Origin of the sequence: Bacillus tuaregi, assembly GCF_900104575.1 — a bacterium.
GTDB lineage: Bacteria > Bacillota > Bacilli > Bacillales > Cytobacillaceae > Bacillus_BD > Bacillus_BD tuaregi.
This window is the reverse complement of the sequence record NZ_LT629731.1, coordinates 1,801,312-1,827,843: the sequence shown is the minus strand read 5'-3', so window position 1 is coordinate 1,827,843 and position 26,532 is coordinate 1,801,312. Positions and strand designations below refer to the sequence as shown.

Below are 26,532 nucleotides of genomic sequence, written 5' to 3'. Positions count from 1 at the left end.
TGCTGAATGAAGTTAAATGTATGAAAAGAGGTGGCATCCTTGAAGTTTGAAGATTGGTTGACGAAGCTAAAAGTCATTCCGTTATTTAATGAATTATCAGATAATGAGACTGCCAATATCTATAAAATAGCGCAATATCGTATCTATAAACCAAAAAAGTATATATGTATGCAAGGGACTCCCCTGACTAAAATTTTTATTCTTCATTCTGGTAAGGTGAAGTTTTTCAGAAGTGACTCTTTAGGAAGAGAGCAAATTATGTCTTTCTTAGAAGCCGGTGAAATGTTTCCTTATGTTGGATTTTTCAGAAGTGGAAAACACCCTGCCACTGCAAAGGTTATAGAAGAAGTACATATGACAATTTTACCTATTTATCAATTTGAAAAAATACTGTTAAGTAACCCAGAAATGTGTATTAAATTATTTAATATTCTTGGCGAGAAAATCGTCGATCTCCATGCACGTCTTGAAGAACAAATACTACATAATACGTATGAACAAATTATTCTCTTGTTTATAAGACTATGTAAATCAAATGGAGTAAAGTATGGAGACTATTACAAACTTACTACCCATTTTACAAACCGTGAACTTGCTCATATGATTGGAACCTCACGTGAAACCATTAGCAGAACCGTAAACCTGCTTAAGAAAAAAGGATTTTTGAGACTGGATGAAGATGGATATCTCATTTTAAACCCTGTACATCTCCAACAAGAAATTATTGCCTAAACCCAAAACCTCTTTAGAGACTTCTTAAGAGGTTTTGGGTTTTTTTAGGGATTTGAGTAGAACATTCAATCCATTAATATAAAACCTGTCTTACTCCTAGTAAACATCTTATTTTTCAGCAAAAAACAACTATAAAACATTTTTTGTTTTTTTACCGAAAAACCTTTCTTTAACTTTGAATCTCATGTACAATATCACTATAATTGTAGTTTTTATATTTAACACTATTTATATATTTTTTATTCATTTAAGTATATTAATGAAATAATATTTCACATATTTCTCATATAAATTTCACTTTTATTGAATTTTCATATAATTTAGACACAAAATGTTCAAAATTATTTCTATCTACCATTGAATTCATTCCCTATTGATTGTTGGCTTAAGCGCTCCATTTTCGCTTGATTCTATTATTTTTAACTTGCTTATATTAATTTCTTTATTTATTCAAATTTATGTAAGCACTTCCATGTTAGAATAATCTCAACAACAAAAGAAAGAGGGAATGGAAAATGAATAACATTTGCAGTAAATGCCAAGCTGTATTTAAAGATGATGATCAAGTAGTATTAGATATTTTTAGTAAACTGACACATGCTGATTGTTTCGATGAAAATCCTGGATTTATTACGACAGAAGGTGAATTCAAGGATATTTCTGAATCCTATGCTAATTTAGTGGATGGTTAATCACTCAAACCTGCTTCAGAAAAAGAATCCGCCTATACACACTAAAAGCCAGGACTGACGAACAAGTTCCTGGCTTTTATTTATAGAACTAGCTCTGTCCCATTTAGTTAATGCTTATGACGGAGCATAATTTCAATTCCCCTGTCAGACATATTGTTTAACTCCTGCGATACGGCCTTGTATAGGTCCATCGAAGCGGGAGATCCAGCCCTCTGTGCTTCTTGATACATAAATTGTTCGAGCTGCTGACGTTGCTGATCCAAACCATAAACTTCTGTCTTTGCAGTCACTTGATCGTTTTCCATACCGTTCCTCCACCTATTTATTATGGGTTACTAATTGACTTTTGTTATATTTTTGACAGTCTCATTTCTTTTATACATAATCTAAATACCTTCCAATTGGTTTTGCAGGGAGCTGAGCAAGATGTATTATTACTTTGTTGAGGAAAAAATAAAAAAAGCAGTAGATAATGGCGAGTTTAATGACCTTCCAGGTATAGGAAAACCTTTAGACGATTCAGATGACCTACCGGGTTTATCACCTGAATTAAAAATGGGCTACCGAATGCTTAAAAATGCCGGCTATCTCTCAGAGCAGAAGGATAAAAGAAATCCAATGATCACGTTCGAGGATTTAATTCACTGTGCAACAGATGGACTTGAAAAAGGCCATTACGAAAGAAGAATGAAATTCGATGAAATGGTCGATGAGCGAAAACTGCGGTTCAATTCGAAATTTCGAGAATATGCTAATATTATTTATCAAAAGCTATTTAAATAGGCCAGAAGGGAGTTTCGGGCATCTAAATCAAATGAGAGCGTCCCCTCCCTTTTTCATTACTAGTATTAGTCGTAGTTTTGTTTCTGTCTAACAGTCAAGTCTAATGCATGAATGGTGCCGTCTAATTCCTTCGAAATCTCCTGACAAAAATCCATCGTGGATTGATAATAACCTTCTTGCATCTCATGGAATATTTGTTCAGCCAATTGCTGTCTTTTATCCTCACGAAGGCCTTGCCACTGATTATTCATCCCTTCAACCTCCTAGTTACAGTGCATTTAACATTTATCTTCTCCATGATGTCTAGAAAATATGTCTATCATTTTTATCCATCTCACCAAAAAGGGAGTGTCTTAATGAACGAAATAGTCAGTAAGTGTAGCAGGTGTGGTAAAGCGATTTATTGTATAGATGGATTTTTCAATGGGATTCATACAGATGACAAGATAACGCTTTGTTTTACTTGCGCAGAAGAGAACGAAAAATCCGCAGAATAAGCAGCGGATTTTATCATTCGTTTCATCGGCTTACTATAATATCTTCTGTAACTCATTCCAGTGGATGAGACGAGGGAATTGAACATCACGATTATACGATTGATCCTTTACAATGACCTTTAATGAATCGGAAGAAAGTGTATTTAATACGGCAGGCTTATCGTCGAAGTAATAATCAAGCTGTAAGCTTTGGATAATTCCGACCTTCTCATCATCCTGCATACCATAATAAAACCGATCATCCATTATCGGAAATCCCTGCCTTTTCATCCATTCCTTTGTTCGTTCTCCATGTTCTTTAGGTCTTGATGTTATATAGTAGATTTCATGGCCTTCCATGACTAATCTATTCAAGGTTTCCACTGCATCAGGAAATGCAGGACAATCCGTATAATAAATATCCTCTAACGAACGATTCCACATCTCCTTCCCCTCTTCATCTGATAAACCAAAAGGTTCATGAATTTCCACCCGTTTTAAAGCGTAAAATTCTTCTAAAGAAGCCATCGTGTTTAATTTTTTATTATAAATATGAAAGGCATGCTCACGTAAATTAATTAATGTATCATCAATATCAAATCCAAATTTCATAGTATTTCCCTCAATTATCCTTATTTTAGCTGTATTTAACGTACATACATTCATTTTAATAGGCTGTAGCTGCTTAGTCAAAAGTAGCATCTATTATATCAATAGTTATCTATAGAAATTACAAATTTACAATTGTCTATCTTAACTGTAAAATTGATAATGTTGATTTTTTAATAAAAGAGGTTAGTCTAATGAGAATGATATATAATCAAAAAATCGAATCAATGATTGAATTACATCGAAAAGTATTAATTGAAACAGGCTTAAAGCATGGATTCAATAGCGTCCAGACCCTTACTGCAAGTCAAAAGCTTGATGAATTAATTGTGCAATATCAAAAACAAAACCAATAGCCAGTACATGGAGTAACATCCTCAACTCTCACCAATAAATAAAACCTATCCGTTTTGTACGAATAGGCTTTGCCCATAAATGTTCTAAAGTTTAAATAGAACCTTCATATTTTAGAGACAGCTTCCTTTAATCGCCATACACATAGTGTATCAGATAACCAGCCTGTCAAAATACATTTCAAGTTTTTATTAAAAGGTACTGACCAATCATTATGATTTCAAAAGCTATCCCCTGTATTTAGCCCCGCCTACGCTAAATACGATGATGGCCACGCGTGCCATCCAACCTAACTTTATCTTAACAGAAAGCGCTTTCACCTGCAATTATTTCCGTATATCAATTTTCGACATAAATCTATATACATACTTAATAGTTAATAAAATGGAGGTAGATTACGTTTTATTTCTTGTACGCTTTATTCAATGCATTGAATTAGCCTCTTACGACCAAAATACGTACGAAAGCCACTAATTCTAAACTTTGGAGGTAACTGCATGGCAAGCGAAAGAAAGGAAAAACCATTCTACAAGAAATGGTGGGTTTGGCTGCTCGCACTCTTATTCATTTTTGCACTCCCAGCCTTTTTTGATGAAGGTGACCGTGACAAGGCGCTAGAGAATGAAAATCTAAATCACGATAAACAATTGGATCAACTAACAGCGGACAGTGCACAAAATGAAAACACTACTACTCCAGATGCACCTCCTGAAAATGAGGAAAAGAAATCTACGCCGCCTGCTGAAGAGAAGGGAAAGGAAAAAATCACAAAAGGAACCTATAAGGTAGGTACAGACATACCAGTCGGTGAATATTTAGTTTTTGCAAAGGGATTTGCTTATATTGAAAGTGCATCAGACAGCACAGGACAGTTAGACAGCATCCTATTTAATGAAAATTTAAGTAATGGCGCCCATACCTATGTAACTTTACACGAAGGAGAATATTTTAAGCTGCAGGACGCAGAAATGTATCCCATATCCTCTGCACCCTCAGTTATACCAGAAGATGGAATATACGATAATGGAATGTTTAAGGTAGGACAAGATATTCCTGCTGGAGAATACAAGGTTATTCTAGACAGTTCAATTGGTATGGGGTATTTAGAGGTGAGCTCTGACAGCAGTCATCAGTTGACGAGTGTTGTAACCAATGAAAATGTTCAGGCTGATATGTATATTACGGTTTCAGATGGCCAATATTTAACCCTACAGGATGTAAAAATTCAAAAATAAACACCTTTTATCCCATGGAATAACAGTAAAAAATCCTTGCCGGCTATTCTTAATAAGCCAGCAAGGATTAAAGAATTTCAAACTTTTGAGTTCTATGTATCCTATTATAATTGCTGATTTGCATAATATTCTTTTTGGTATAATGCTAACTTTTTTACTTCTATAATTTGATCTTTAATCTCTGTCGGAATATAAGATACTTTTCTTAATTGCTGCAGGATAAGTGAATAGCGTAATTCAAGTTCTTCATTGGTTACATCCGGATTCTGTTTTCTTTCTTCTGCTTCATCATACTGCTTCAGTGAAGCTGCGAGAAGATAATAGTCTTGTTTTACCTCTGACTTTCGATCTTCGGTTATAGAAATTAACTCATCATATTCCTCGGTTAATAAAAATTCAATATATGCTTGTTCTTCTTCCGTCATTTCCCTGCTGTTAAGCTTATCCTGATCCTCATTTTTAGTTGACATCTGGATTAGAGATTGACATCCTGTTACTGAAATCAAGAGTAAAATGCTAATAATGATTTTGATTCTCATAACTCCCCTCCTCATGACATTTTACCATGATAAAGGAAGTAACGGATAAATATTTACATATTTGGTGTACTTTTCCACTGATTTCAAGCTAACTTTATACTTAAAACGTCCATAAATTAGTATTTTCGACAAAATTCAACAAACCTTCTGTTTCTTTTTTATCATTTGATACGGCACAAACGACTTAACAGACATGTTATTAAGGTTCTTCACTTCCATTCAAGCAATATTATTGTAAAAATGTGTCGTAAGTTTGAATTTTATAAAAATAATTTTAATCAACTCAACATGTTATACTTGATTTAGAAATCATTACACATTACATAAATCAATTGTAAAAGAAAGAGGGGAAACAACAATGTTAATTGAAAACCTCATTTATCGCTTTACACTTGAAAAGAAACGAAAACCGTTACATGTCAATGAACTGCTCGATTATACGCAAAAAGCTTATCTTTATGGCGAACTCTCTGCTTCAGAATACAAGCTGATTTTTTCTGAACTGGATCAACGCAATGCCGTAAAGCCTGAAAATTATTTTATTAAAAGCAATCCATATGAAATATATTATTTTACAAGCTAAAAGAAACAAACAACCACTTCACCCTTACTAATTGATCAAGTGGTTGTTTGTTTTTTTATGAGTGCTGGAGACAGGACTTGAACCTGCGACCTCTTCATTACGAGTGAAGTGCTCTACCGACTGAGCTACACCAGCAGCCTATGGAAGCCCTTAATGGTCTCTTTTTATGGACGTTTTCATTATAGCGTATCAATAGAAATAGTAAATAGAGTACTTTATTTGTTCAAATATTTGTACCAATTACAAATCCAAGGGAAGCTTCATTAGCTCTGCTCTTTTATCCTCTATTTTCCAGAAGAAATGCTTCGATAAAGTGTGCCACACCATCCTCATTATTTGACTTCGTGACAATGCTACAGGCTTCTTTAATTTCTCTATCAGCATTCCCCATTGCAGCACTCAGTCCGGCAATCTCTAACATAGACAAATCATTATAATTATCACCGACTGCTGCACATTCTGATAGATTAATCTGCAGCTCTTCAGCAAGCAGCTTTAAGGCATTCCCCTTGGATGCTTGTTTATGTTGAAGATGGAAATTATGGATTCCTGATTGAACGATGGTGACATCCTGAATATCCGTAAATTGTGACCAGCCTTTTTTTAGCTTATCATCGTCAAAGGAATAAGTTAAGATATTGTAAATATCGCTGTCTATATCCTGTAATTTCTGATAGGAAGGAATAAATTGAAAAGAAGATTGTCCAAATTGGATTTCGACCTCCAGACGGAGTAAATCAATATCAAGGTCTGGATTCCCGCTATGAAGACGATCCATCTCTTGGAACAATAGCTTTCGTCCATACTCCGGTGCACATATTTCTCCCTCAATAAAGGCCTCATAATAAAGCTGTTCCTTTTCCAATGTCTCGAGCATTGTCAGCGCTAATGATTTTTCAAGTGGAATCGATTGGAATAACTCTCCACTTGGCTTATGAATCGTCGCACCATTCGTCCCAATAATCCAAGGGTCGAAGGGAATATCCTTGAATATATTCTGAGCATCAAAGTTCGCCCTGCCCGTTGCGATCACCACTTCTACTCCCCTTTGCTTTAGAGTTTGAATGGCTGCAATATTCCTTTTGCTGATATATTTTCCTTTATCAAGTAATGTACCATCAAGATCAATAGCAAGTAATTTAATCATTTAACCCTCTCCTTACCTACGTAATGTAACAAAAATAGCCAGAAAAACCAACTGATTTCGCTTAACGCCTATTTGATCAAATTCGCCCGTCAAATTTGCGTCCGGATTTTTATCGTGCTCGCTCGATAATACCTTTAAAAAATCCGAGACATCCGCCGGAGGTTTAACTTCTGTACCTGTCGCAAGCTTTCAGTACAAAAAGCATTTGCTGAATGAAGTTAAAAGCATTTTGTCCGCTTAAATAGTATCATTAATGTAAAGTTTTAATGTGAAATGGTGGTTATATAAATGGACATACGTCAATTAATCTATTTTCTTGAGGTAGCTAAACAGAAAAACATGACAAAGGCGGCAGAGATTCTTCATATCTCACAGCCCGCTCTTAGCAAAATGATAAAAGGTCTTGAAGAAGAGCTTGGCATGACATTAATTATCCGCAGTAATAAATCGAGCGAGGTTACAGATGCTGGCTATATTGTGATGGAATACGCCAAGAAAATGCTAGCCCTGCTTGATGAAATGTCTACAACATTAGAGGACATGTCTAATCTAAAAAGAGGAATGATTCAGATTGGGATACCTCCAATTGCCGGGAGTCTATTTTTCCCTAAGGTGTTAGCTGCATTTCATAAGGCATATCCCAATATAAAAATAAATATTACTGAGTATGCAGCACCTAGATTGACCAAAAAGGTGCTTGAGGGAGAAATTGAACTTGGTATTGCCGTCTTACCCGTGCAGGAGGATGACCTTGAGATCCTGCCAATTGTCAGTGAAGAGCTCAAGCTACTTGTACAAAAGGATCATCCGCTAGCTTACCGGGAAGCTGTTTATTTAAGGGAGCTTGAACAGGAGGAATTTATCTTCTTCAGTGAGGATTTTGCGCTCCACGATATTATCTGGAAGCAATGTATTAGCGAAGGGTTTGCACCAAATATTCTTTTTAAAAGTTCACAATGGGACTTTATAGCTGAAATTGTGGCAGCCAACTTAGGGGTGACGATTATGCCTGAATCTATTTGTAACCGGATAGATAATGAACAGATCAAAATGATTCATTTATTACCAGCCACTCCCTGGAATCTTGCCGTTGTGATGAAAAAGGACAAATATATATCAAATGCGGCTAGAACATTCATGAACTTCATTCTCAACCAAAAATAGGTTCCATCTTATGAAAACATTTTCTCATAATAAAAAGCCCTTTCATAACTTTTAGTTATGCCAATGATAAAATAATGGTATTTTACCGTAAGCAGCATTCCCATTATAGTATAAGTAACCAAACGGAATGTTGAAGGAGTGAAGAAAATGAAAGCCATGACGATTATGTTACAAATCCTATTTATCCATCTATTTCTCTTACTTGGATCGTTGATTAAATCGGTATTCCCCATCCCGATTCCCGCTTCGATGGTAGGGCTGTTACTTCTCTTAGCAGCCTTAATGCTTAAAATAGTCAAATTAGGATGGATTGAACAGGGCGGTAACTGGTTGTTAGCTGAGCTTTTACTTTTCTTTATTCCTTCGGCGGTTGGTATTGTTAATTATGATGAATTATTCAGCTGGCAGGGAATTGAATCCGTATTATTAGTAGGCTTAAGTACCTTCATCGTCATCGGCACAACTGCATACATTGCCGAAAAAATCAATAATTGGAAAGTGAGGGAACAAGAATGAATATTTTGTTTGCCACTGCTGTTACGTTTATTGTTTATATCCTAACAAAAAAAGCCTACAAAAAATGGTCCTTTCCTTTATTCAATCCGCTAGTCATCAGTACATTGATCATTATTGGGTTGGTTTCGCTCATTGATATTCCGGTAAACAGCTATATTTCAGATGCAAGATTTATTACACATATGCTAGGTCCTGCAACAGTTGCCTTTGCCATTCCAATCTATAAGCATTTGCCATTACTAAAAAAATATATTGGAAATATTCTTGTCAGTATCACATCCGGTACATTTGTGGCAATTATTTCTTCTTTTATCTTAGCCATCATCGCTCATTTACAGTCAGACCTTTTATTAAGTTTGTTACCTCGATCAATCACAACACCAGTTGCGATTGAAATTTCAAAGGACATTGGTGGTCTTCCATCCTTAACCACCATTTTTGTCATTGTAACCGGAATAACTGGGGGTATAATTGGTCCATACATTATTAAGTGGTTTTCTATTAAATCCCCAATTGCCAGAGGCTTGGCTCTTGGTATGGGGGCACACGGTTCAGGTACAAGCGCCGCGATGGAATATGGCGAAAAGGAGGCAACCTTTTCAATGATTGCGATGATTTTTGCAGCCTGGATATCACTATTTTGGGTCAACTCTCTCATTCCTACGTTAATGACAATCATGCCATGATGCTTTGGAAATCATTTTCCCTACCAAAGCATCATTTTTATATAACCCTCTACAGCTCATCGATATTACTTGCATAATGCCGACATACCTTCGGAAGCAGCTGGTCGAAATCATGCGCAGACATGGCTTGGTCCCCATTCTCTTTTATCCAATAATCAGCACAAGCCCCGTGTATGAAAACAGCATTAGCAATTGCAGCTTTAGTATTTTGCTGAATTCCAACGCTTGCTAGAAGCATTCCCGTCAATGTATCACCTGTTCCCCCTTTTGATAAGGCACGGTTACCAGTTCTATTGATAACACCTGTCCCATCAGGATACGCAATAACCGTATTTTTCCCTTTCAAAACAACAATTAATCCATTCTCAACAGCATATTGTGAGGCTAACCGAATACGATTACCTTGTATTTCAGCTGTAGCTATACCTGTCAAACGACTGAATTCACCAGGATGCGGTGTCAAGATGGTTGGATTTTTTCTCTTTTGATAGCTTCGTTTGCTCAATGCTCCTGCATCAAGAATAAGCGAGACAGGCTGTTTCAATAGATCTTGAATCATGCTCTCGAGCTTATCATCGGGATTAAGACCTGGTCCAATTGCCACTGATAAGTAATGCTTGGCCATATCATGATAATTTGTTTCATAGGAAAAAGTCGCTTCAGGTGCAAACGAACCAATAATGGTGGAAGCATGCTTTGTCGTGGCAACAGTCAGCTTGCCTGTTCCAAAGCGCAGGGCACCGATTGCAGCTAAAGCAGCACTACCAGGCATTTCATCACTGCCGGCAATCAATAAATTTGTCCCAAAGGTCCCTTTATGGGTATTCCCTGTTGGCTTTGACCATGTCTTTCGAACATCGTCTGCTGTCCACACCTTCCAGCTGCTAGTTTGCTGAATTCCGATATCAATGACTGAAACATCTCCATAATGCTCACTAGCTGGAAATAAGAAAGCTGACGGTTTATAGCCATGCAAAGCATAAGTATAATCAGCATGAATAGCATAAGCATCCATATCCCCACTATCAGCGGAAACACCTGTCGGAATATCTACTGCTACAACCTTTGCACCTGTATGGTTTATCCAATCTGTCACTGCAGCTACATCAGCTCGTAATGGTAATTGACTCCCAACTCCTAATAAAGCATCAATCACCCAATCAGCCTGTAAATCTGATGAGTATATATCTATGTCATAGCCGCAGGCTTGATAGTAGGCAAGATGTTCTAGTGCTGTTTTTGTTTTGGATTCTCCCATCGGAAACACTAAGGAAACTTGATAATGGTGATTTTTTAAATAACGAGCAAGAACAATTCCATCTCCTCCATTATTTCCTTTCCCGGCTAAAATCAGAATTTTTTCATTTCTTTTAATAAATGATGCCAGCTGACGAAATAGACCAGCTCCTGCATTCTCCATTAGTGAAAATAAAGACATTCCCATATGCTCTGCTTTTTTGTCAATCTCCTTAATTTGCTGACCATTATAAAGATGCATATTCTTCCCCTCTTTCCCACAAGTCTAAAATCATTATAATACTTTTACTGTTCGTATGAGAAAAAACAGTTTCATGACAAGCTAGTTAGTGTATAATGAGAAAGGTCTTACCAATAATAATAAGGCTATACATGATGAGTTTACCGCGAAAGGATGCATTATATAGTGAATATTACTGAATATACAGTTGAGCAAATAAAAGATCCAACCGGGATTTTAGCTGGGGAGCGTTATGAATTTTTTCTTACCATTGAAGTGCCTGAGGATGATGAGCTTTACAATGAACATGGACTACAATTAAAGGTGCTCTTTTTTGTTGAAGGTGCCGAAGCCAAAATATTAAATTATCACTTCTATGACAGCATTGAAAATAAATTTTTGGATTTTGCTCTTGAGGATGAAGAAGAGAAAATGGTCCATGATTTTTGTATTACCCACTATGACCAGACAGAAGAAGCATAAAAAAGAGATCCGTCCGGATCCCTTTTTTTTATGCTTCAATTTGTTTTCCTTCTTCAACGATATGATACATTAGATGGGCAAGATGGTGGATTGGCGTATATACTTCTTCTGCTTCGTCGTCACCCTCTTCAAGCTCCTCTTGAAATTCTAAATCATTTAAATATAATGCTGTAAATTGATAAAAGTCACTTAATTCAAATCCAAAACAAGCACTAGGATCTTCGCTTTCTTCTTCATATTGAAGAACTAGATAGGACTCTCTACCATCCTTGTCCACCGCATCAAAGAAAATGAAAAAGCCAACATTGGTATCAAGCTCAAATAAATGCCTTGTACCACCTTCTGTTCGATTGTTAAAATCTTCTTCACTTAATTTTTGAACTGTCATCGTATCCATTTGATCTTCCTGGTGAAACTGCACTTTGAATGTTTTCATATATTTTCCTCCGTTCTCTAATCAAACTTCCATAAATAAAGCCCGGCTTTATTATAAAGCGGGCTTTATCATTCATTATATTTTATTTACATTTACTGCTTGAGGTCCACGTTGACCTTCTTCTATATCAAAACTAACTTCTTGACCTTCATCAAGGCTTTTGAATCCGTCAGTTTGGATTGCTGAGTAGTGTACGAATACATCGTCTCCACCTTCGACTTCAATAAATCCGAAACCTTTCTCAGCATTAAACCATTTTACTTTACCTGTTGCCATTTACTTTTCCTCCTAAATCAAATAACTAAAAAAATCAGAATGAAATTCTGTCTTTAATAATATGGGTAATTTTCTCGAATTTTATAATGCTTTTCTCATAAATTTTATCTTTTTTAACGATTTCTTTCGTTAGAAGGACGATTTCTACCTCTTCTACGGTCCCGATCACGAGACCTGCCTTTATCATTACGACTATTTCTATCATTACTACCGCGACGCTTACTAAAGTCACCTTTTGGCTTCTTCGATCTCAATGGCTCAACTGCCGTTAGCTTAACCGGAGTTGCATCGGGCTCCTTCGTAATTAATTTTAAGGCTGCGGCTAAAAGGGTAACAGAATCTTTATCTTCAAGTAAATTTTCTGCTAATCGCTTATATTCCTGGTAGTCGTTATTATCAATTGTCTCCAACAATTGATTAATGGCTACCCTTTGGTTACCAGCCAATACATCGTGTGTTGTAGGAATTGGCATTTTCATCATTTTCTTTTTTGTCATGTTTTCAATAATTCTTAAATGATCCGTTTCTCTTGGAGTGACAAACGTAACTGCCTTCCCTTTGTTCCCGGCACGCCCTGTTCGGCCGATACGATGGACATAGCTTTCTGGGTCCTGTGGAATGTCAAAGTTGTACACATGAGAAACTCCACTGATATCAAGGCCACGAGCAGCAACATCTGTGGCAACCATAATATCAATTGATTGCTCTTTAAAACGGCGAATGACGGTGTCTCGCTTTGCCTGTGGAATATCACCGTGTATTCCTTCTGCAGAATAACCTCTTTTAATTAGCCCCTCAACAACCTCATCAACCCGTTTTTTTGTTCTGCCAAAAACGATTGCTAAATCTGGCGATTGAATATCAAGCAAACCACATAAAACATCAAACTTTTGCTTCTCATGTACTTCGATATAATGCTGCTCAATGTTTGTTACCGTCATTTCCTTCGCTTTGATTCTGACAAGCTCAGGCTCTACCATGAATTTTTCTGCTAATGCCTGGATTCGTCTTGGCATAGTAGCAGAAAATAACAGCGTTTGTCTTTCATCAGGTACTTTGGCTAGGATTTTTTCAATGTCCTCTACAAATCCCATATTCAGCATTTCATCTGCTTCATCTAGCACCACCATTTTAATATGGTCTAGACGAATCGTTTTTCTCTCAATATGGTCGATTAAGCGGCCTGGTGTAGCTGCAATGACCTGTGGACGGTTCTTTAATGCTCGAATTTGTCGTCCGATATCCTGTCCACCATATATAGGCAGGGTGCGTATTCCCTTTACTTGCCCAATCCGATTAAGCTCTTCTGCCACTTGGACTGCAAGTTCACGGGTAGGACAAACAACAAGTCCTTGAATGCCTGCATCAACACTTATCTTCTCTAAAAGAGGTACACCGAAAGCAGTAGTCTTACCGGTTCCTGTCTGCGCCTGCCCAATCATATCCTTACCGCTTAATGCGATTGGAATGGCTTGCGCTTGAATCGGTGATGGCTCCTCAAAGCCCATATTATAAACGGCTTGTTCAAGTTCTCTTGATAAGCCGAAATCTGAAAAAGTTGTCAAAATTTAATTTCCTCCTTTAAATAACTAAAATCGTAACATTCCCACTGTACGATACTATGGTTTCCATTTCCCCTGTCTTTTTTTCATGATTAGCTAAGAAAAAGTAAACAGCCGTACTAGAAAACCATTGGATATTGCTCATTCACCTAAAAAAGCTTGTCCGAACGGGTTTATTAACGGTGAATAGCTCACCATTGACCTTATAGAATCATCCAGCTTGGATTCCTCTATAAAGAATAGGTACTAGTAATAATCACATGAAAAAGGTGATGCATCTTTTAGTGCATCACCCAGATAAGCAATTATTATGCTTTCACTACATTAGCAGCTTGTGGTCCACGGTTACCTTCAACGATTTCAAAAGAAACGTCTTGGCCTTCTTCTAAAGTTTTGAAGCCTTCAGTTTGAATAGCGGAAAAGTGTACGAATACATCTTGTCCTTCTGAAGATTCGATGAATCCAAAACCTTTTTCTGCATTAAACCATTTTACTTTACCTGTGTTCATTGTGTTACCTCCGAAAAAATAAAAAATTCACTCTAAGTTTTACATATAATATTTACCATAAAAAAAATCGTAGCCTATATTTATCTGTAGGAATAAACATCGACTACAGATTTCGCAGCTACGACAACTTATCCAAAAATATATATCCGAACTTAATAGCGTATCTTTACTATAATCGCTATTGCCATTAATGTCAACACATAAATTATCTAATCTAGCTTATCAAATTAGAAAAGGATGACCATGTTCCTGTGATCATCCTTTTTAGACATATCTATATTAATATATTTTCAGTTAGAATCATTAATAAACCTAATACAACAGAAGCCCTGCCTCTCTTCCATCTATACGGTTCCGAGACCGCGCCAATAGGAATCAGGTTTTGCTTATAATGTGATAAAAAGATGATTTGAGATTTTTTACAAAGAGTGTTGGATATACGAAGATACATTACATTCGTTCATGTAAGGAAGTATTATTGGAAGGTGATAGTACTTACTTGCGATGGTCCTCTAGTACAGCAAAACATCTTACTTTCGTTCAATACGAAAATATGTCCTACTTAAGAATAAGGGTTTTTTCTTCTTTTGTCAATTCTCTTCCAGTAACAGAGCGAGCCTGTGCTTTTGAACGTGCAGACTCGCCTATGATATTATTTAAATACTATTGCCGCATTTACCGCCTTTTGCCACCCTTCATAAAGTTGAGTTCGCAGATTTATATCCATTTTAGGTAAAAAGGTATGCTCAATAGCCCATTGCTTAGCAATTTCCTCTCTCCCGCTCCAATAACCAACAGCAATACCGGCTAAATATGCTGCACCTAATGCAGTGGTTTCATTAATTTGCGGCCTTTGAACAGGAACATTTAATAGATCACTTTGAAACTCCATCAGAAAGTTATTTTTCACTGCTCCTCCATCAACACGTAAGGTAGTCAAATTGATTCCTGAATCAGCCTCCATTGCCGAAAGAACATCCTTTGTTTGGTAAGCAAGTGATTCTAGAGTTGCTCTGATAAAATGCTCCTTTGTGGTACCGCGAGTTAATCCGAACACAGCCCCCTTTACATCCTTATCCCAATAAGGGGTTCCTAATCCAACAAATGCCGGTACGACATAGACTCCATCTGATGAAGCTGCTTTTTTTGCATATTTTTCGCTGTCTGCTGACGTTTTAATCATTCTTAACCCATCTCGCAGCCATTGAATCGCTGAACCGGCGACAAAAATACTTCCTTCTAGTGCGTAGATAACCTTCCCATCGATACCCCATGCAATGGTCGTCAGTAATCCATGCTCGGATTGGACTGCCTTTTCACCCGTGTTCATCAGCATAAAGCAGCCAGTACCATACGTATTTTTGGCCATTCCTTCTTCAAAGCATGCCTGCCCAAATAGAGCAGCCTGCTGATCTCCTGCAACACCGGCTATAGGAACCTTTTTTCCGAAGAAATGCTCCTCAGCCGTATATCCATACAACTCTGATGACGCCTTGACTTCTGGCAGCATATTTTTCTTTACGGATAAAATGTCTAATAGCTCATCATCCCACTTTAAATCATAAATATTGAACATTAATGTCCTTGAAGCATTGGAATAATCCGTCACATGCGCTGTCCGGCCTGTAAGGTTCCAAATTAACCAGGTATCAATTGTCCCGAATAATAGTTCACCCTTCTCCGCTTTCTCACGTGCTCCTTCTACATGGTCGAGAATCCATTTGACTTTAGTCCCCGAAAAATAAGGATCAAGCAGTAAGCCGGTCTTCTTGCGAAATAAGTTATTATATCCCTTTTCCTTTAATTCATCACAGATACTACTTGTTTGTCTTGATTGCCAAACAATTGCATGATAAATAGGCATCCCAGTATGACGATCCCAAACCACCGTAGTTTCGCGTTGGTTTGTAATGCCAATAGCTGCTATTTGTTCCGGTTTAATCCCTGATTCTGTTAAACAACTGGCAATAACCGCCAAAACCGACCCCCAAATTTCAATCGCATTATGCTCGACCCAGCCAGGATTTGGAAAATATTGCGTGAATTCCTTTTGTGCAGTATGGACAATCCCACCAGTTTTATTAAATAAAATTGCCCGAGAACTCGTTGTTCCCTGGTCTAATGCTAAAATATAAGTTTCCATCGGTTTCCCCCTCCAGCCATGCTTTCTCTCTTTAGTTTATCATTCCTAATCCGTTGAATATACTATAAGTCATGCCGGTATTCGTAATATCGAAAAAGAATGATACAGAATAGCAGCCAGACGCCCCCGGCTAAAAAGCCGCCGACAATATCGCTTGGATAGTGAACACCTAAATATATTCTTGATAATCCAATGAAAAGGATGGTCATGCTGTTGACAATAACGATAGCAGTTTGAAGACTCTTTTTAGTTACTAGATGAAGTAAAACATAGGCAAGGGATCCATAAAAAATCAAAGAACCCATTGAATGACCGCTGGGAAAACTATAGCCTTCTTCACTAATGAGGGGCAATATATCAGGTCTTTCTCTTTTAAACAGCCATTTCAGCAGCATATTAAATAATGCACCGATGCCACTCGAAGCAGCAAAAAAAAGTGCTAATGCCCTCTTTTTCTTCACAAGAAAAACGATTACAAGCACAACAACAATAAAGGTTATCCATCCGACAGAGCCCAAAAAAGTAATCACTAGCATCAAGGCTGTTAATTGTGGGGAAATGGCCGATTGAATATAGGCTATCATTTGATGATCAAAAACTTGTATATCGAATCCGCTCAGCTGCTGGGACATTTTAATAAAACCATAGAGGAAAAGAAGTAACAGAAGAGCAGCAACCCCTAAATACTGTAGCTTCTTTCCTGAACGTACATACGTTTCCATTCTCTCATCCCTTCATATGTATGTGTCAATTGAAGCTTTTACTTGCTAATCGTTATTAAAGCGGATGAAATTCATCCGCTTTGGCAAATGGCCAATGAGTTAGGCTTCCTTTTTCAATTTTGGTTTTGCTGCTGTACGCTTCTTCTTAACCGGTTCTTTCTTTGGCTTTGTTTGGTCGATTGACGCCTGGAGTGCAGCCATTAAATCCGTCACATTCGCTTTTACCTCCTTCTGAGGAGAGGAAGTAACAACCTCCTGGCCGCTCCGCTTCGATTCAATTAAATCAAGTAGCGCTGTCCGGTATTCATCGGTATATTTACTAGCATCAAACTCCGTCGTTAATTGATCAATTAGCATAATCGCGGTATCAAGCTCTTTTTTCGTTACTTTGTCCTCTTCAGGAACATTGGGCACATCAATCGCTGGCCGCACTTCGTCAGGAAAATGAATCGTTTCCATCACCATTGTGTTATCAAGAACACGAATAACAGCCATTTGTTCCTTTGACCTGATCATGATTTTTGCCATTCCGACCTTCCCTGCTTCTGCTAGAGCTTTACGTAGCAAAGAATAGGCTTTGCCTCCATTTTCCCCAGGTGACATATAATAGCTGCGATCATAATAAATTGGGTCAATTTCCTCCATTTTTACGAAATCAATGATTTCAACCGCTTTGTCCTCATTTTCCTTCTTTAATTTTTCGAGCTCCTCTTCATCTAATACGATATATTTGCCTTTTGTATATTCATAAGCCTTCACAATTTCCTCCGGCTTAACCTCAACATTACAAGCAGAACATACCTTTTCATATTTAATCGGCGAATGACATTCCTTATGGAGTGTTCTTAGCTTAACATCTCTATCTTCTGTTGCTGAATGCAGTTTTATCGGTATATTGACAAGCCCAAAACTAATACTTCCTTTCCAAATTGTGTGCATAGCTGATGCTCCATTCCTAGTTATTTTTATTAATTTGTGTAGTACATACAGACAAATACAAAGTAATTTATTGCAGTAATCCCAGTGAATGATACCTAGTGTAGGAAGGCAACAATAAGAAAAAAGGAGTTAACCTAATGGATCTAAAACCAATCATTCCCTTTGAACCTGTTTCATCAGAAAAAATTCCAAGCGGCAAAGAGTGGATTTCGCAAATTAAGTGGGACGGGGTTCGAATATTAACTTATTATGACGGGAATGAGATTCAATTATTTAATCGCAAGCTACGTGAAAGGACGTTGCATTTCCCTGAAATCACAGCCATTACTGATTATTTTAAGGGAAAGTCCGTGATCTTTGACGGGGAAGTGATCGCCCTTGATGAAAAAGGAAATCCCTCCTTTCATCAAGTCATGCGGCGGGATGGGTTAAGAAAAATGAATCGCATTCCGCTTGTTAAACATGAAGTACCGATTTTTTATATGATATTTGATATCCTTTACTACAATGGAAGCTGGATTCATGACCGACCGTTGAAAGAACGTCTTTCCATTTTGCATGACTGCGTACGCCCCCATGCCCATGTTCAACTTGTCCCTTCACAAGAAGACACTGTCGCCCTATGGAAAGTAGCGAAAGAGCATCATTTAGAAGGAATTGTCTGCAAAAACCTTAATAGCTCATACACCATCGACGGTAAGGATGCAAGCTGGCAGAAGGTGAAAAACTATCAAGATACTATCGCCGTAATTGCGGGTGTTACCTATCGCGCAGAAGTCGTAAACTCTGTATTACTTGGTTTATATGATCATGTAGGACATTTATGGTATATCGGGCATTGTGGGACAGGTAAAATGTCAAGGAAGGATTGGCAGGAGCTTACAAATCAAGTTGAAGCGATGAAATTAGCGGATAAACCCTTTTATAATGAACCAGAGAGAATCAAGGATGCGATATGGGTTCGTCCTGAGCTGACTGTTAAGGTACAATATATTGAATGGCCAGAAGGAAAAACACTTAGGCAGCCAAGTATCCAGGCCTTCACAGAAATACCTGCCAAGGATTGCATGCTGCCTGATGACTTGCAAGCAGCTATAAAACAGCCAAAAGCGAAACAAGCAACGTCGTTATCAGAGGAAGAGAACATCAGCCACCCTGACAAACCTTTATGGAAAGAGCCAGCCATAAACAAGCAACAATACATTGAATATTTACACGGGATTTTCCCTTATATTTCACCGTTTTTACATAATCGCCTATTAACGGTTATTCGTTATCCACACGGCATGTTTGGCGATCCCTTTTACCAGAAAAACTGTCCGGATTATGCACCCGGTTTTGTTCAAACGAAAGAATCCGAGGGAATTAATTATATCGTCTGCAATAACCTGGAAACCTTTCTTTGGCTAGGGAACCAATTGGCCTTTGAATTTCATATTCCTTTTCAAACAATCGAGGGAAATGGAAGTCCAAGTGAGATTGTCTTTGATCTCGATCCGCCTTCAAAGGATGCTTTCTCATTAGCTATTAAAGCAGCCAATATGATTAAAGAGGTACTCGACAGCCTCCATTTAATCAGCTTTGTGAAAACCTCAGGAAATAAAGGTATTCAAATCTATATTCCACTTCCAGATAATCAGTATAGCTTTGATGACACCAGACTGTTTACGGCCTTTATGGCCGAATATTTAATTGTCAAGGACCCAGATTCCTTTACTGTAGAGCGGATGAAAAAGAAACGAGGTGGCCGTCTTTATGTCGATTATGTACAGCATGCAGAAGGTAAAACGATTATTGCCCCCTTTTCTCCGCGAGGAAATCCGAAGGCGACGATAGCTGCTCCGCTTTATTGGGAGGAGGTAAAGAAAGGATTAACGATGGAATCCTTTCAGATCCCTACCATCCTTGAAAGAATGGATCGCGTTGGCAACCCTTTTGCCGGTTTTTTTGAAGCAAAGCAGAAACAAAACTTTGATCCAGTCCTGCAATTTTTAAAGACGAAATAATTCATTGCAAATGACACGTTTATATGATTTTTGAAAAGGATAGGCCAAATATGGACCTATCCTTTTACACCTGCTCAATTTACATATACTGGCGGATAAACGCTTGCGCTTCTTCCCCTAATTTGGCGTACTGAGCATTTTCCTCCTCAAACTCATCTTTGCTCGATACAGTAAAACTGCCCTCGCTCAAATCTGGCAATTGAATAGTCGCTCGGTAAACATAAGTAGCATTACCAATTAATTCAATCCAATAACCATTTTCCGTTTCATGAACCACACAGCGTACTTTACCACCATTATTATATACTTCGATGGTCTGCTCTTTTACATTTAAACCATGTAAACATGTCACAAGACTTGATGCTGACATGGCAGTGCCACATGCATTTGTAAAGCCTACACCCCTTTCAAAGGTTCTTACATAGATAGCCCCTTTTGTCAGGCTTTTAACAAAGCTGACATTCACACCATCTGGAAAGTAAGGATTGGGACCATTCACATATTCACTAATCTTTTTTTGACTATCTGATTGTATATCATCACATTCAACAATCGACACGATATGTGGATTAGGTACCGAGAGCGCTGTGAACGCTAGGTCTGATAACCCATGGATTGGTTGGTTCATCAATGTATCCTGCTCAAGCTCTAATGGCAGGTCCTTTAATTGAAAAGAAACCGGTGAAATCTCCACCATGTAAGTTGGAATTTCAGGGAAAAGCTCTGGTTGTTTTTTCACCTGTAAATGGGCCTTCATCGTCTCAATTACAGCTTCATCTTTATTCAATTTTTCACAAACATATCGTGCAACACAACGCAGTCCATTTCCACACATTGAAGCTTCAGAGCCATCTGCATTAAAGACACGCATTCTAGCATCCGATTCTTCACTGTCTAATACAAATAATATTCCATCTGCCCCTAATTCTGACTCACGATTGCATAGTGAAAGCGCTAGCTTCGCCCGCTCCTCCTCGGAAAACGAAAGCCTTCCATCCATTTCATCAATTAATAAAAAGTCATTCCCTGAACCGTGGCATTTAATTAAGTCAATATTCACGCAATACTACCTCCGTATAATTATCTGATTGTTATGGTTTTACTGTACCATATTTTCCAGATAAGGAGATAGCAGAATAGTTAGATTCTCAACTATTTTCATGTTCACTTTAAAATGATTGTGTCCTGACCATTATGTGCTTTTTTTTCCTCGCGAATCATCTCCGATGTCCAATTAGATGATTCTGCATAGATTCTAAACAAGTCCCGTTCTGTTATGTTTAACCGTTTACATATATGGTTTATTTCCTTCCATTTTGCTTGTTCGACTGCCTCTACTAAATCTAACACCATTCTGTAGCTGTTTTCCTTTCCCAATAATGCATCATGAATGTCTTGTTTTAGTGGTAGATCCTTTAGGATTTCTTCCATTGAGAGATTTACCAGCTCCTTTATCGTTGAAATTAATCCCGCCATATAATAACCCGATGGATACTCTGTGCCGATTTGCCGTGCAATGGTTTCACAAAGCTTTGCTCTAGTCAGCATCAGCTGTGTACATCGATCAGATAATCTTGAGGGCTCGCCCGATGACTCCCGTGTAGACAGGACATGTACCCAATTTTTTATTTTATCAACACCAAGTAAGGCAATAGCAGCCCGAATCGAACATATTTTGTGATCACAACCAAATGACGAGGTATTAATTAATTTTAGTAGTTTAATCGAAAGAGATAGGTCCTTCTCAATTAATTCAGCTAATTCATCAACGTCTATTTCTTCTAATGACATACTTTGTATTGCATGATAATGAGAAGAAAAGATTGTCGGTATGTCATAGGTCGATTCAATTAACGGTTCCGAAAAGTAATAGCCTTGAAAATAAACGTAGCCTCTATTTTTTGCTTCACTAAACGCCTCTGCTGTCTCGATTTTTTCAGCAAAAAGCTCTATAGGGTATTTCGCCGTCATTCCTTCAATCTGTTTAAGCAGATGAGAATATTCTTTACGAAAATCGACTTTTATCATTGCGATTTGGGGTAAGAGCTCTTCAATCGCCGGATGTTCGTGAAACAGAACTTGATCATCAATAATGATTAAATAGCCTCGTTCCTTGAGCTCGCGGCAAATCGTTACCAATTTATTAGATACCATGACTTCCTTTGATATTTTTACCATTAATTCGTCTGGACTAAAGTAGGTGGGTAATTTTTGTTCTAGTAAATTTTCTGTAAAATGAATAGAAAACTTTTTCCCTTCTGTTAAGCGTTCAAGCCCGATATTCAGAAAACTATTAATAATAACCTCTGCTGTGGCTTGATCACCGTCTATAAAGGGGAAGACATTTGTCAGGTCTTTTCGATACAAAAGCTCATATCCAACAATTTCTTCCTCAATATTGAAGATAGGTTGTCTAGCTACAAAAACCTCCATATGACTCCCTCCGACTTTCTTATATGTGTAATTTACATTTATGAACAGTTTACCTTATTCAAACCAATAATCGTGTCGAAAATTGTACTATGCATCAGAAAAATAAAAAAGAGATGTCACAATCATGCGACATCCCTTGTTCATGCCTCTACAGATGACAAAAAGCCTCTATAAAGCACTATTTTCTATCCCTATTGGGCAATTTCACGATATAAATTCGCCAATTCGATTGCCGTCATCGCAGCATCATAGCCTTTATTGCCAGCTTTTGTACCCGCACGTTCAATTGCCTGCTCAATCGAATCTGTTGTTAGAACTCCGAAAATAACCGGTACTCCTGTCTGCATTCCAGCATGTGCAACACCTTTTGCTACTTCGTTTGAAACAAAATCAAAATGTGGTGTTGCCCCTCTGATGACAGAGCCGAGCGTAATCACTGCATCATATTCGCCCTTCTCTGCTAATTTTTGTGCAGTTAAAGGAATTTCAAAGGCACCTGGAACCCAATAGATGGTTACATCCTCATCTTGGATTCCATGTCTCTTTAAAGCATCCTCTGCACCTGATAATAATTTGCTGTTAATAAACTCATTGAATCTAGCTACAACAATGGCAATCTTAAGTCCTGTTCCAATTAAATGTCCTTCAATAACTTTTTTCATTATACTTCTCTCCTTTAGGTATATGTGTTAAGTGTTTTTATTCTTGTTAAAAGGTTAGTAAATGTCCTAGTTTTTCCTTTTTTGTTTTAAGATAGCGCTCGTTTTCTTTTTCAGTCGGCATTTGCAGCGGAACGCGTTCTACTACCTCAAGTCCATACCCTTTTAAGCCAGCAATTTTTCGCGGGTTATTGGTCAATAGCTTCATCTTCTTAACACCTAAATCCCTGAGGATTTGAGCACCGATTCCATAATCCCGCAAGTCTGAATCAAAGCCAAGCCTGTGATTGGCCTCCACCGTATCATAGCCTTCTTCTTGAAGTCTGTATGCCTTCAATTTGTTGATCAGTCCGATGCCCCTGCCTTCTTGCCGCATGTACAGGAGGATTCCCCTACCTTCTTCGTCAATTTGATGAAGGGCAGCTGCTAGCTGTGGACCACAATCACAGCGTTTAGAACCGAACACATCTCCCGTTAGGCATTCTGAGTGTACTCGTAATAAGACAGGCTCAGCACCATTAATTTCTCCTTTAACAAGCGCAACATGCTCTTTCCCATCCAGGATACTTGTATAGCCAAATGCCTTGAATTCACCAAATTCAGTTGGAAGTGTGATTTCGACTTCCTGCTTTACGTTTGTATCGTGATGTGCTAAGCGATATTCAATTAGCTGTTCAATCGATACAAGCTTAAGGTCAAATTTTTCAGCTACCTGTTTCAAACTATTCAGGCGGGCCATTGTACCATCATCATTCATGATTTCACAAATAATTCCTACAGGTGCCGCATTGGCAAGTCTGGCAAAATCAATGGCTGCCTCCGTATGACCTGCTCTCCGTAAGACACCGCCATTTTTTGCAATGAGCGGGAAGATATGCCCTGGACGATTAAAATCCTCTGCTTTTGTATGGGGATCTAGCAACTTTTCAATCGTAAAAGCACGTTCGTAAGCACTGATGCCTGTCGTTGTGTCTTTATGATCAATTGTCACTGTAAAAGCCGTTTCCTTTGCATCCGTGTTGTTCGTCACCATTGGATGGAGATTAAAACGGCTGGCAATTTCTTCTGTCACTGGTGTACAAATCAGCCCTCTTCCCTCCTTGGCCATAAAATTAATCGTCTCGGGTGAAGCGAATTCGGCAAGCGCCAAAAAATCACCTTCGTTTTCCCTGTCTTCATCATCAACAACAATAATCACTTTACCAGCTTTTAAATCCTCAAGCGCTTCTTCAATTGTATGAAACATCCTTTTTCCTCCTTAAATGAATACTTTTCTCGTATCCCCAGCTGCATTTCTTCTAGTAAAACCCATTTTCTTTTAAGAAGTCGGCAGTTAATCCCTTTGGTTTTTCTTCACTTTGCTGATGATTCATAAATGAATAAAAGTATTTTGCCATAACATCGAATTCTAGATTCACTATTTCCCCTTCGGATTTATAGCCAAGCAGGGCCTCTTTTGCTGTATGAGGAATGAGGGAGACAGTAATTGAATCTTTTCCGGTTTTAAAAATAGTAAGCGATGTACCATCAATCGCAATCGAACCTTTCTCTAAGACAAACTTTGCATCCGTTTCAGGGATTTCTATCTCAACCAGAATCGCATTTTCCATATTCGTTCGCTTACGAATACGACCTGTTCCATCAATATGGCCAGTGACAAAATGTCCGCCAAAACGCCCATTTGCCAGCATCGCTCGCTCTAAATTAACCTTTGAACCTTCCTTTAACGAGGAAAGTGAGGTGTTTTTAAAGGTTTCTGGCATCACATCTGCTTCAAACTGAGTTTTCGCGAAATTTGTAACAGTTAAACAAACCCCGTTAACTGCGATACTGTCGCCAAGCTTTAAATCATTCATGATTTTTTGTGCTTCAATCACAAGAGCCAATGTATGTCCTTTTGCATTGATTCTTTTAATCGTTCCTAACTCTTCAATGAGTCCAGTGAACAAGGCAGTTTTCCTCCTTTTAGCTGTAGTATATATGGGGAAATTTATCGGTATCCGTTCGCTGTGGGGTAACTTTTGCAGGAGAAAAGGATAATAAAACACATTGGAGGAGATCATAAAATGCGGTTAATTAATGACAGACTATTTCCATGATCATTTTGGTGGTAAAAACTTAAAAAAGCCCCATACAATTAGTTTGTACAGGGCTTCATCATGCAATACCATAAAAAACGGAACACTAAATAAACGTTAGTATACTCTCATTTTTTAACGTGTCGCTTCCATATCCTTCTCCCATCCAGACTTTCACTGTCGGCTTTGGAATTTCACCAAATCCACCGTTTTCATTACTGAAACCGGGTCACGGACTAAGAGGCATCACCTCATCACCGCCGGTTGGGAATTTCACCCAGCCCCGAAGGATTCCTTATTAAATTAACATTATAGTATCATAGTTCAAAATAAGAGACAATGTATTACGCTAATCAATAGTCATTTATTGTTAAATTTTTGTGTCTAACCTGAATATATAGTAACTGACTATGATTGTTTTTAGCCTGTTAATGATTTCTAAATTTATAGAGACAAACTAGGAGTGAAAATAGTTGAACGATCTCTCTTTCCGACCAGTCCCCCTTCATTGTTAGAATAGGTGTATTACTGTCAACAAAGCGATCTCCCCACTCTATCGGCATCCAGCCTGTTTGAATTTCCGCTAGTATCGTTTCATCAGGTAGTAAAAAATAATAGTCTTGTAAGCTGCTATTTTTAATAGTAATACGCTTGTTTTCCAAGCAGTACTCTTTCTTTTTTCCTCCGTTCAGTTTGAAAACAACTACTTTTTCGTTTGCTGGAGAAATAATCTCTATTCGATCTTTTAAGTCACGAAAAAAGGCGATTGGCTGGTCTGAGTCATCAATCAGTATATACTTATTCACAAACAAGCGATCCAGAAAGTTGGGGGTAAACCATTTAATCCAAGAAAACGATTGATCTCTGATCTCTCCTGCTTTTTTTCCATTTGGTGTGAACAGGAGCAGTCTTAGCGAAGGAGCTGGCAGAAAGGCAAATAATAGTTTTCCAGCAAATAAGTTCTGGTCCGATGATTCGAGGCTAGTCGATGACCATTTTACTGCTTTTGCTCGTTTTTGATTTAATAGATATTTTTGATAGCAGAAAAAACTATAAATAAGAAATGGACTAACTAGTATAATAAGCTGATAGAAATGTGAAATAAAAAAGACGTAAATAAGGATAACGATTGATGGGATGAATGCAGCGAGACCTGCATTTAAAGAAACGGCGGCTGATTGCTGATAGTATTGTTGGATATTCATAAAAGTACTCCTTGTCCACAAAACATCAATTTTTAGATTCATTATTATGATTCTATTAATCACAGCCTCTATTTATGAAAATAATTAA

At 37.8% G+C, this 26,532-nt stretch carries 30 protein-coding genes, 1 tRNA gene and 1 riboswitch; of the genes, 11 read left to right on the top strand and 20 right to left on the bottom strand.

Going from position 1 to position 26,532, the window contains the following annotated elements; genetic code table 11:
- Positions 1-39 precede the first annotated feature (39 nt).
- The gene (locus BQ5321_RS11065) at positions 40-732 is read left to right on the top strand and encodes a Crp/Fnr family transcriptional regulator (protein WP_071394548.1); all 693 of its coding nucleotides are present in this window, start codon (positions 40-42) and stop codon (positions 730-732) included.
- A 515-nt stretch (positions 733-1,247) separates the two neighbouring features.
- The gene (locus BQ5321_RS24235; RefSeq protein ID WP_159433422.1) at positions 1,248-1,424 is read left to right on the top strand and encodes a hypothetical protein; all 177 of its coding nucleotides are present in this window, start codon (positions 1,248-1,250) and stop codon (positions 1,422-1,424) included.
- A 107-nt stretch (positions 1,425-1,531) separates the two neighbouring features.
- Here BQ5321_RS24235 and BQ5321_RS11060 read toward each other — a convergent pair whose 3' ends face one another.
- Positions 1,532-1,729, bottom strand: a complete 198-nt coding sequence (locus tag BQ5321_RS11060; protein WP_071394547.1) for a hypothetical protein — start codon at positions 1,727-1,729, stop codon at positions 1,532-1,534.
- 121 nt (positions 1,730-1,850) lie between these two features.
- Between BQ5321_RS11060 and BQ5321_RS11055 the strand changes: the two genes are divergently transcribed.
- Complete coding sequence (locus tag BQ5321_RS11055) at positions 1,851-2,207, top strand: DnaJ family domain-containing protein (RefSeq protein ID WP_071394546.1); 357 nt, start codon at positions 1,851-1,853, stop codon at positions 2,205-2,207.
- Positions 2,208-2,272: 65 nt separating this feature from the next.
- Here BQ5321_RS11055 and BQ5321_RS11050 read toward each other — a convergent pair whose 3' ends face one another.
- Both BQ5321_RS11050 and BQ5321_RS11045 read right to left on the bottom strand, forming a co-directional pair.
- Positions 2,273-2,458 (bottom strand): hypothetical protein, encoded by a 186-nt coding sequence (locus BQ5321_RS11050; RefSeq protein ID WP_071394545.1) that lies wholly within the window; start codon positions 2,456-2,458, stop codon positions 2,273-2,275.
- A gap of 279 nt (positions 2,459-2,737) precedes the next feature.
- Positions 2,738-3,349, bottom strand: a complete 612-nt coding sequence (locus tag BQ5321_RS11045; protein WP_084786939.1) for a 5' nucleotidase, NT5C type — start codon at positions 3,347-3,349, stop codon at positions 2,738-2,740.
- A 137-nt stretch (positions 3,350-3,486) separates the two neighbouring features.
- Here BQ5321_RS11045 and BQ5321_RS23725 point away from each other — a divergent pair, with 137 nt between their 5' ends.
- Both BQ5321_RS23725 and BQ5321_RS11040 read left to right on the top strand, forming a co-directional pair.
- Positions 3,487-3,648 carry an aspartyl-phosphate phosphatase Spo0E family protein gene (locus BQ5321_RS23725; protein WP_084786739.1) on the top strand — a complete coding sequence of 54 codons (162 nt, stop codon included), beginning with the start codon at positions 3,487-3,489 and terminating at the stop codon, positions 3,646-3,648.
- A 495-nt stretch (positions 3,649-4,143) separates the two neighbouring features.
- Positions 4,144-4,881 carry a hypothetical protein gene (locus tag BQ5321_RS11040; protein WP_071394543.1) on the top strand — a complete coding sequence of 246 codons (738 nt, stop codon included), beginning with the start codon at positions 4,144-4,146 and terminating at the stop codon, positions 4,879-4,881.
- Between the two features lie 104 nt (positions 4,882-4,985).
- Here the strand turns inward: BQ5321_RS11040 and BQ5321_RS11035 are convergent, their stop codons facing one another.
- Positions 4,986-5,420: a hypothetical protein gene (locus BQ5321_RS11035; RefSeq protein ID WP_071394542.1), complete on the bottom strand. Its 435-nt coding sequence runs from the start codon at positions 5,418-5,420 to the stop codon at positions 4,986-4,988.
- Between the two features lie 358 nt (positions 5,421-5,778).
- Between BQ5321_RS11035 and yppF the strand changes: the two genes are divergently transcribed.
- On the top strand, positions 5,779-6,003 hold the full coding sequence (yppF, locus tag BQ5321_RS11030; protein WP_071394541.1) for a YppF family protein: 225 nt from the start codon (positions 5,779-5,781) through the stop codon (positions 6,001-6,003).
- Between the two features lie 62 nt (positions 6,004-6,065).
- On the opposite strand, the gene BQ5321_RS11025 is transcribed toward yppF, so the two are convergent.
- Both BQ5321_RS11025 and BQ5321_RS11020 read right to left on the bottom strand, forming a co-directional pair.
- A tRNA-Thr gene (locus tag BQ5321_RS11025) sits at positions 6,066-6,138 on the bottom strand.
- A gap of 142 nt (positions 6,139-6,280) precedes the next feature.
- Entirely contained in the window at positions 6,281-7,150 is an 870-nt protein-coding gene (locus BQ5321_RS11020; RefSeq protein WP_084786738.1) for a Cof-type HAD-IIB family hydrolase, read from the bottom strand.
- A 288-nt stretch (positions 7,151-7,438) separates the two neighbouring features.
- Here BQ5321_RS11020 and BQ5321_RS11015 point away from each other — a divergent pair, with 288 nt between their 5' ends.
- From BQ5321_RS11015 to BQ5321_RS11005, 3 genes are all read left to right on the top strand, one after another.
- On the top strand, positions 7,439-8,314 hold the full coding sequence (locus BQ5321_RS11015) for a LysR family transcriptional regulator (protein ID WP_071394540.1): 876 nt from the start codon (positions 7,439-7,441) through the stop codon (positions 8,312-8,314).
- 147 nt (positions 8,315-8,461) lie between these two features.
- The gene (locus BQ5321_RS11010) at positions 8,462-8,830 is read left to right on the top strand and encodes a CidA/LrgA family protein (protein ID WP_071394539.1); all 369 of its coding nucleotides are present in this window, start codon (positions 8,462-8,464) and stop codon (positions 8,828-8,830) included.
- Entirely contained in the window at positions 8,827-9,516 is a 690-nt protein-coding gene (locus BQ5321_RS11005; protein ID WP_071394538.1) for an LrgB family protein, read from the top strand. Before BQ5321_RS11010 ends, BQ5321_RS11005 begins: the two co-directional genes overlap by 4 nt.
- 49 nt (positions 9,517-9,565) lie before the next feature.
- Here BQ5321_RS11005 and BQ5321_RS11000 read toward each other — a convergent pair whose 3' ends face one another.
- Positions 9,566-11,014 carry a bifunctional ADP-dependent NAD(P)H-hydrate dehydratase/NAD(P)H-hydrate epimerase gene (locus tag BQ5321_RS11000; RefSeq protein ID WP_071394537.1) on the bottom strand — a complete coding sequence of 483 codons (1,449 nt, stop codon included), beginning with the start codon at positions 11,012-11,014 and terminating at the stop codon, positions 9,566-9,568.
- Positions 11,015-11,179: 165 nt separating this feature from the next.
- On the opposite strand from BQ5321_RS11000, the gene BQ5321_RS10995 reads away from it, so the two are divergent.
- The gene (locus BQ5321_RS10995; protein WP_071394536.1) at positions 11,180-11,476 is read left to right on the top strand and encodes a DUF6509 family protein; all 297 of its coding nucleotides are present in this window, start codon (positions 11,180-11,182) and stop codon (positions 11,474-11,476) included.
- A gap of 28 nt (positions 11,477-11,504) precedes the next feature.
- Here BQ5321_RS10995 and BQ5321_RS10990 read toward each other — a convergent pair whose 3' ends face one another.
- The 7 genes from BQ5321_RS10990 to ku form a co-directional block, all read right to left on the bottom strand.
- Positions 11,505-11,912 (bottom strand): cytosolic protein, encoded by a 408-nt coding sequence (locus tag BQ5321_RS10990; protein ID WP_071394535.1) that lies wholly within the window; start codon positions 11,910-11,912, stop codon positions 11,505-11,507.
- A 75-nt stretch (positions 11,913-11,987) separates the two neighbouring features.
- Positions 11,988-12,188: a cold-shock protein gene (locus BQ5321_RS10985; RefSeq protein ID WP_071394534.1), complete on the bottom strand. Its 201-nt coding sequence runs from the start codon at positions 12,186-12,188 to the stop codon at positions 11,988-11,990.
- Positions 12,189-12,301: 113 nt separating this feature from the next.
- On the bottom strand, positions 12,302-13,753 hold the full coding sequence (locus tag BQ5321_RS10980) for a degradosome RNA helicase CshA (protein ID WP_071394533.1): 1,452 nt from the start codon (positions 13,751-13,753) through the stop codon (positions 12,302-12,304).
- A 305-nt stretch (positions 13,754-14,058) separates the two neighbouring features.
- A complete protein-coding gene (locus tag BQ5321_RS10975) occupies positions 14,059-14,259 on the bottom strand; it encodes a cold-shock protein (protein WP_071394532.1) in 201 nt (66 codons plus the stop codon).
- Between the two features lie 652 nt (positions 14,260-14,911).
- Complete coding sequence (gene glpK, locus BQ5321_RS10970) at positions 14,912-16,402, bottom strand: glycerol kinase GlpK (RefSeq protein ID WP_071394531.1); 1,491 nt, start codon at positions 16,400-16,402, stop codon at positions 14,912-14,914.
- A gap of 62 nt (positions 16,403-16,464) precedes the next feature.
- Positions 16,465-17,124: a phosphatase PAP2 family protein gene (locus BQ5321_RS10965; RefSeq protein WP_071394530.1), complete on the bottom strand. Its 660-nt coding sequence runs from the start codon at positions 17,122-17,124 to the stop codon at positions 16,465-16,467.
- A 99-nt stretch (positions 17,125-17,223) separates the two neighbouring features.
- Positions 17,224-18,063, bottom strand: coding sequence for a non-homologous end joining protein Ku (ku, locus tag BQ5321_RS10960; protein WP_071394529.1), 840 nt, complete (start codon positions 18,061-18,063; stop codon positions 17,224-17,226).
- Between the two features lie 137 nt (positions 18,064-18,200).
- Here ku and ligD point away from each other — a divergent pair, with 137 nt between their 5' ends.
- Positions 18,201-20,069 (top strand): DNA ligase D, encoded by a 1,869-nt coding sequence (gene ligD, locus BQ5321_RS10955; protein ID WP_071394528.1) that lies wholly within the window; start codon positions 18,201-18,203, stop codon positions 20,067-20,069.
- A gap of 79 nt (positions 20,070-20,148) precedes the next feature.
- Here ligD and dapF read toward each other — a convergent pair whose 3' ends face one another.
- The 6 genes from dapF to BQ5321_RS10925 all read right to left on the bottom strand — a co-directional run bounded on the left by dapF (position 20,149) and on the right by BQ5321_RS10925 (position 26,444).
- Complete coding sequence (gene dapF, locus BQ5321_RS10950) at positions 20,149-21,129, bottom strand: diaminopimelate epimerase (protein ID WP_071394527.1); 981 nt, start codon at positions 21,127-21,129, stop codon at positions 20,149-20,151.
- 104 nt (positions 21,130-21,233) lie between these two features.
- Positions 21,234-22,502, bottom strand: coding sequence for an EAL and HDOD domain-containing protein (locus tag BQ5321_RS10945; RefSeq protein WP_071394526.1), 1,269 nt, complete (start codon positions 22,500-22,502; stop codon positions 21,234-21,236).
- 191 nt (positions 22,503-22,693) lie between these two features.
- Positions 22,694-23,164 (bottom strand): 6,7-dimethyl-8-ribityllumazine synthase, encoded by a 471-nt coding sequence (gene ribH, locus BQ5321_RS10940; RefSeq protein ID WP_071394525.1) that lies wholly within the window; start codon positions 23,162-23,164, stop codon positions 22,694-22,696.
- A 46-nt stretch (positions 23,165-23,210) separates the two neighbouring features.
- Positions 23,211-24,407, bottom strand: a complete 1,197-nt coding sequence (locus tag BQ5321_RS10935; RefSeq protein ID WP_071394524.1) for a bifunctional 3,4-dihydroxy-2-butanone-4-phosphate synthase/GTP cyclohydrolase II — start codon at positions 24,405-24,407, stop codon at positions 23,211-23,213.
- A gap of 52 nt (positions 24,408-24,459) precedes the next feature.
- Positions 24,460-25,110, bottom strand: a complete 651-nt coding sequence (gene ribE / locus BQ5321_RS10930; protein WP_071394523.1) for a riboflavin synthase — start codon at positions 25,108-25,110, stop codon at positions 24,460-24,462.
- 279 nt (positions 25,111-25,389) lie between these two features.
- Positions 25,390-25,534, bottom strand: a riboswitch (FMN riboswitch).
- 133 nt (positions 25,535-25,667) lie between these two features.
- Positions 25,668-26,444, bottom strand: a complete 777-nt coding sequence (locus BQ5321_RS10925; protein WP_071394522.1) for a hypothetical protein — start codon at positions 26,442-26,444, stop codon at positions 25,668-25,670.
- Positions 26,445-26,532: the final 88 nt, after the last annotated feature.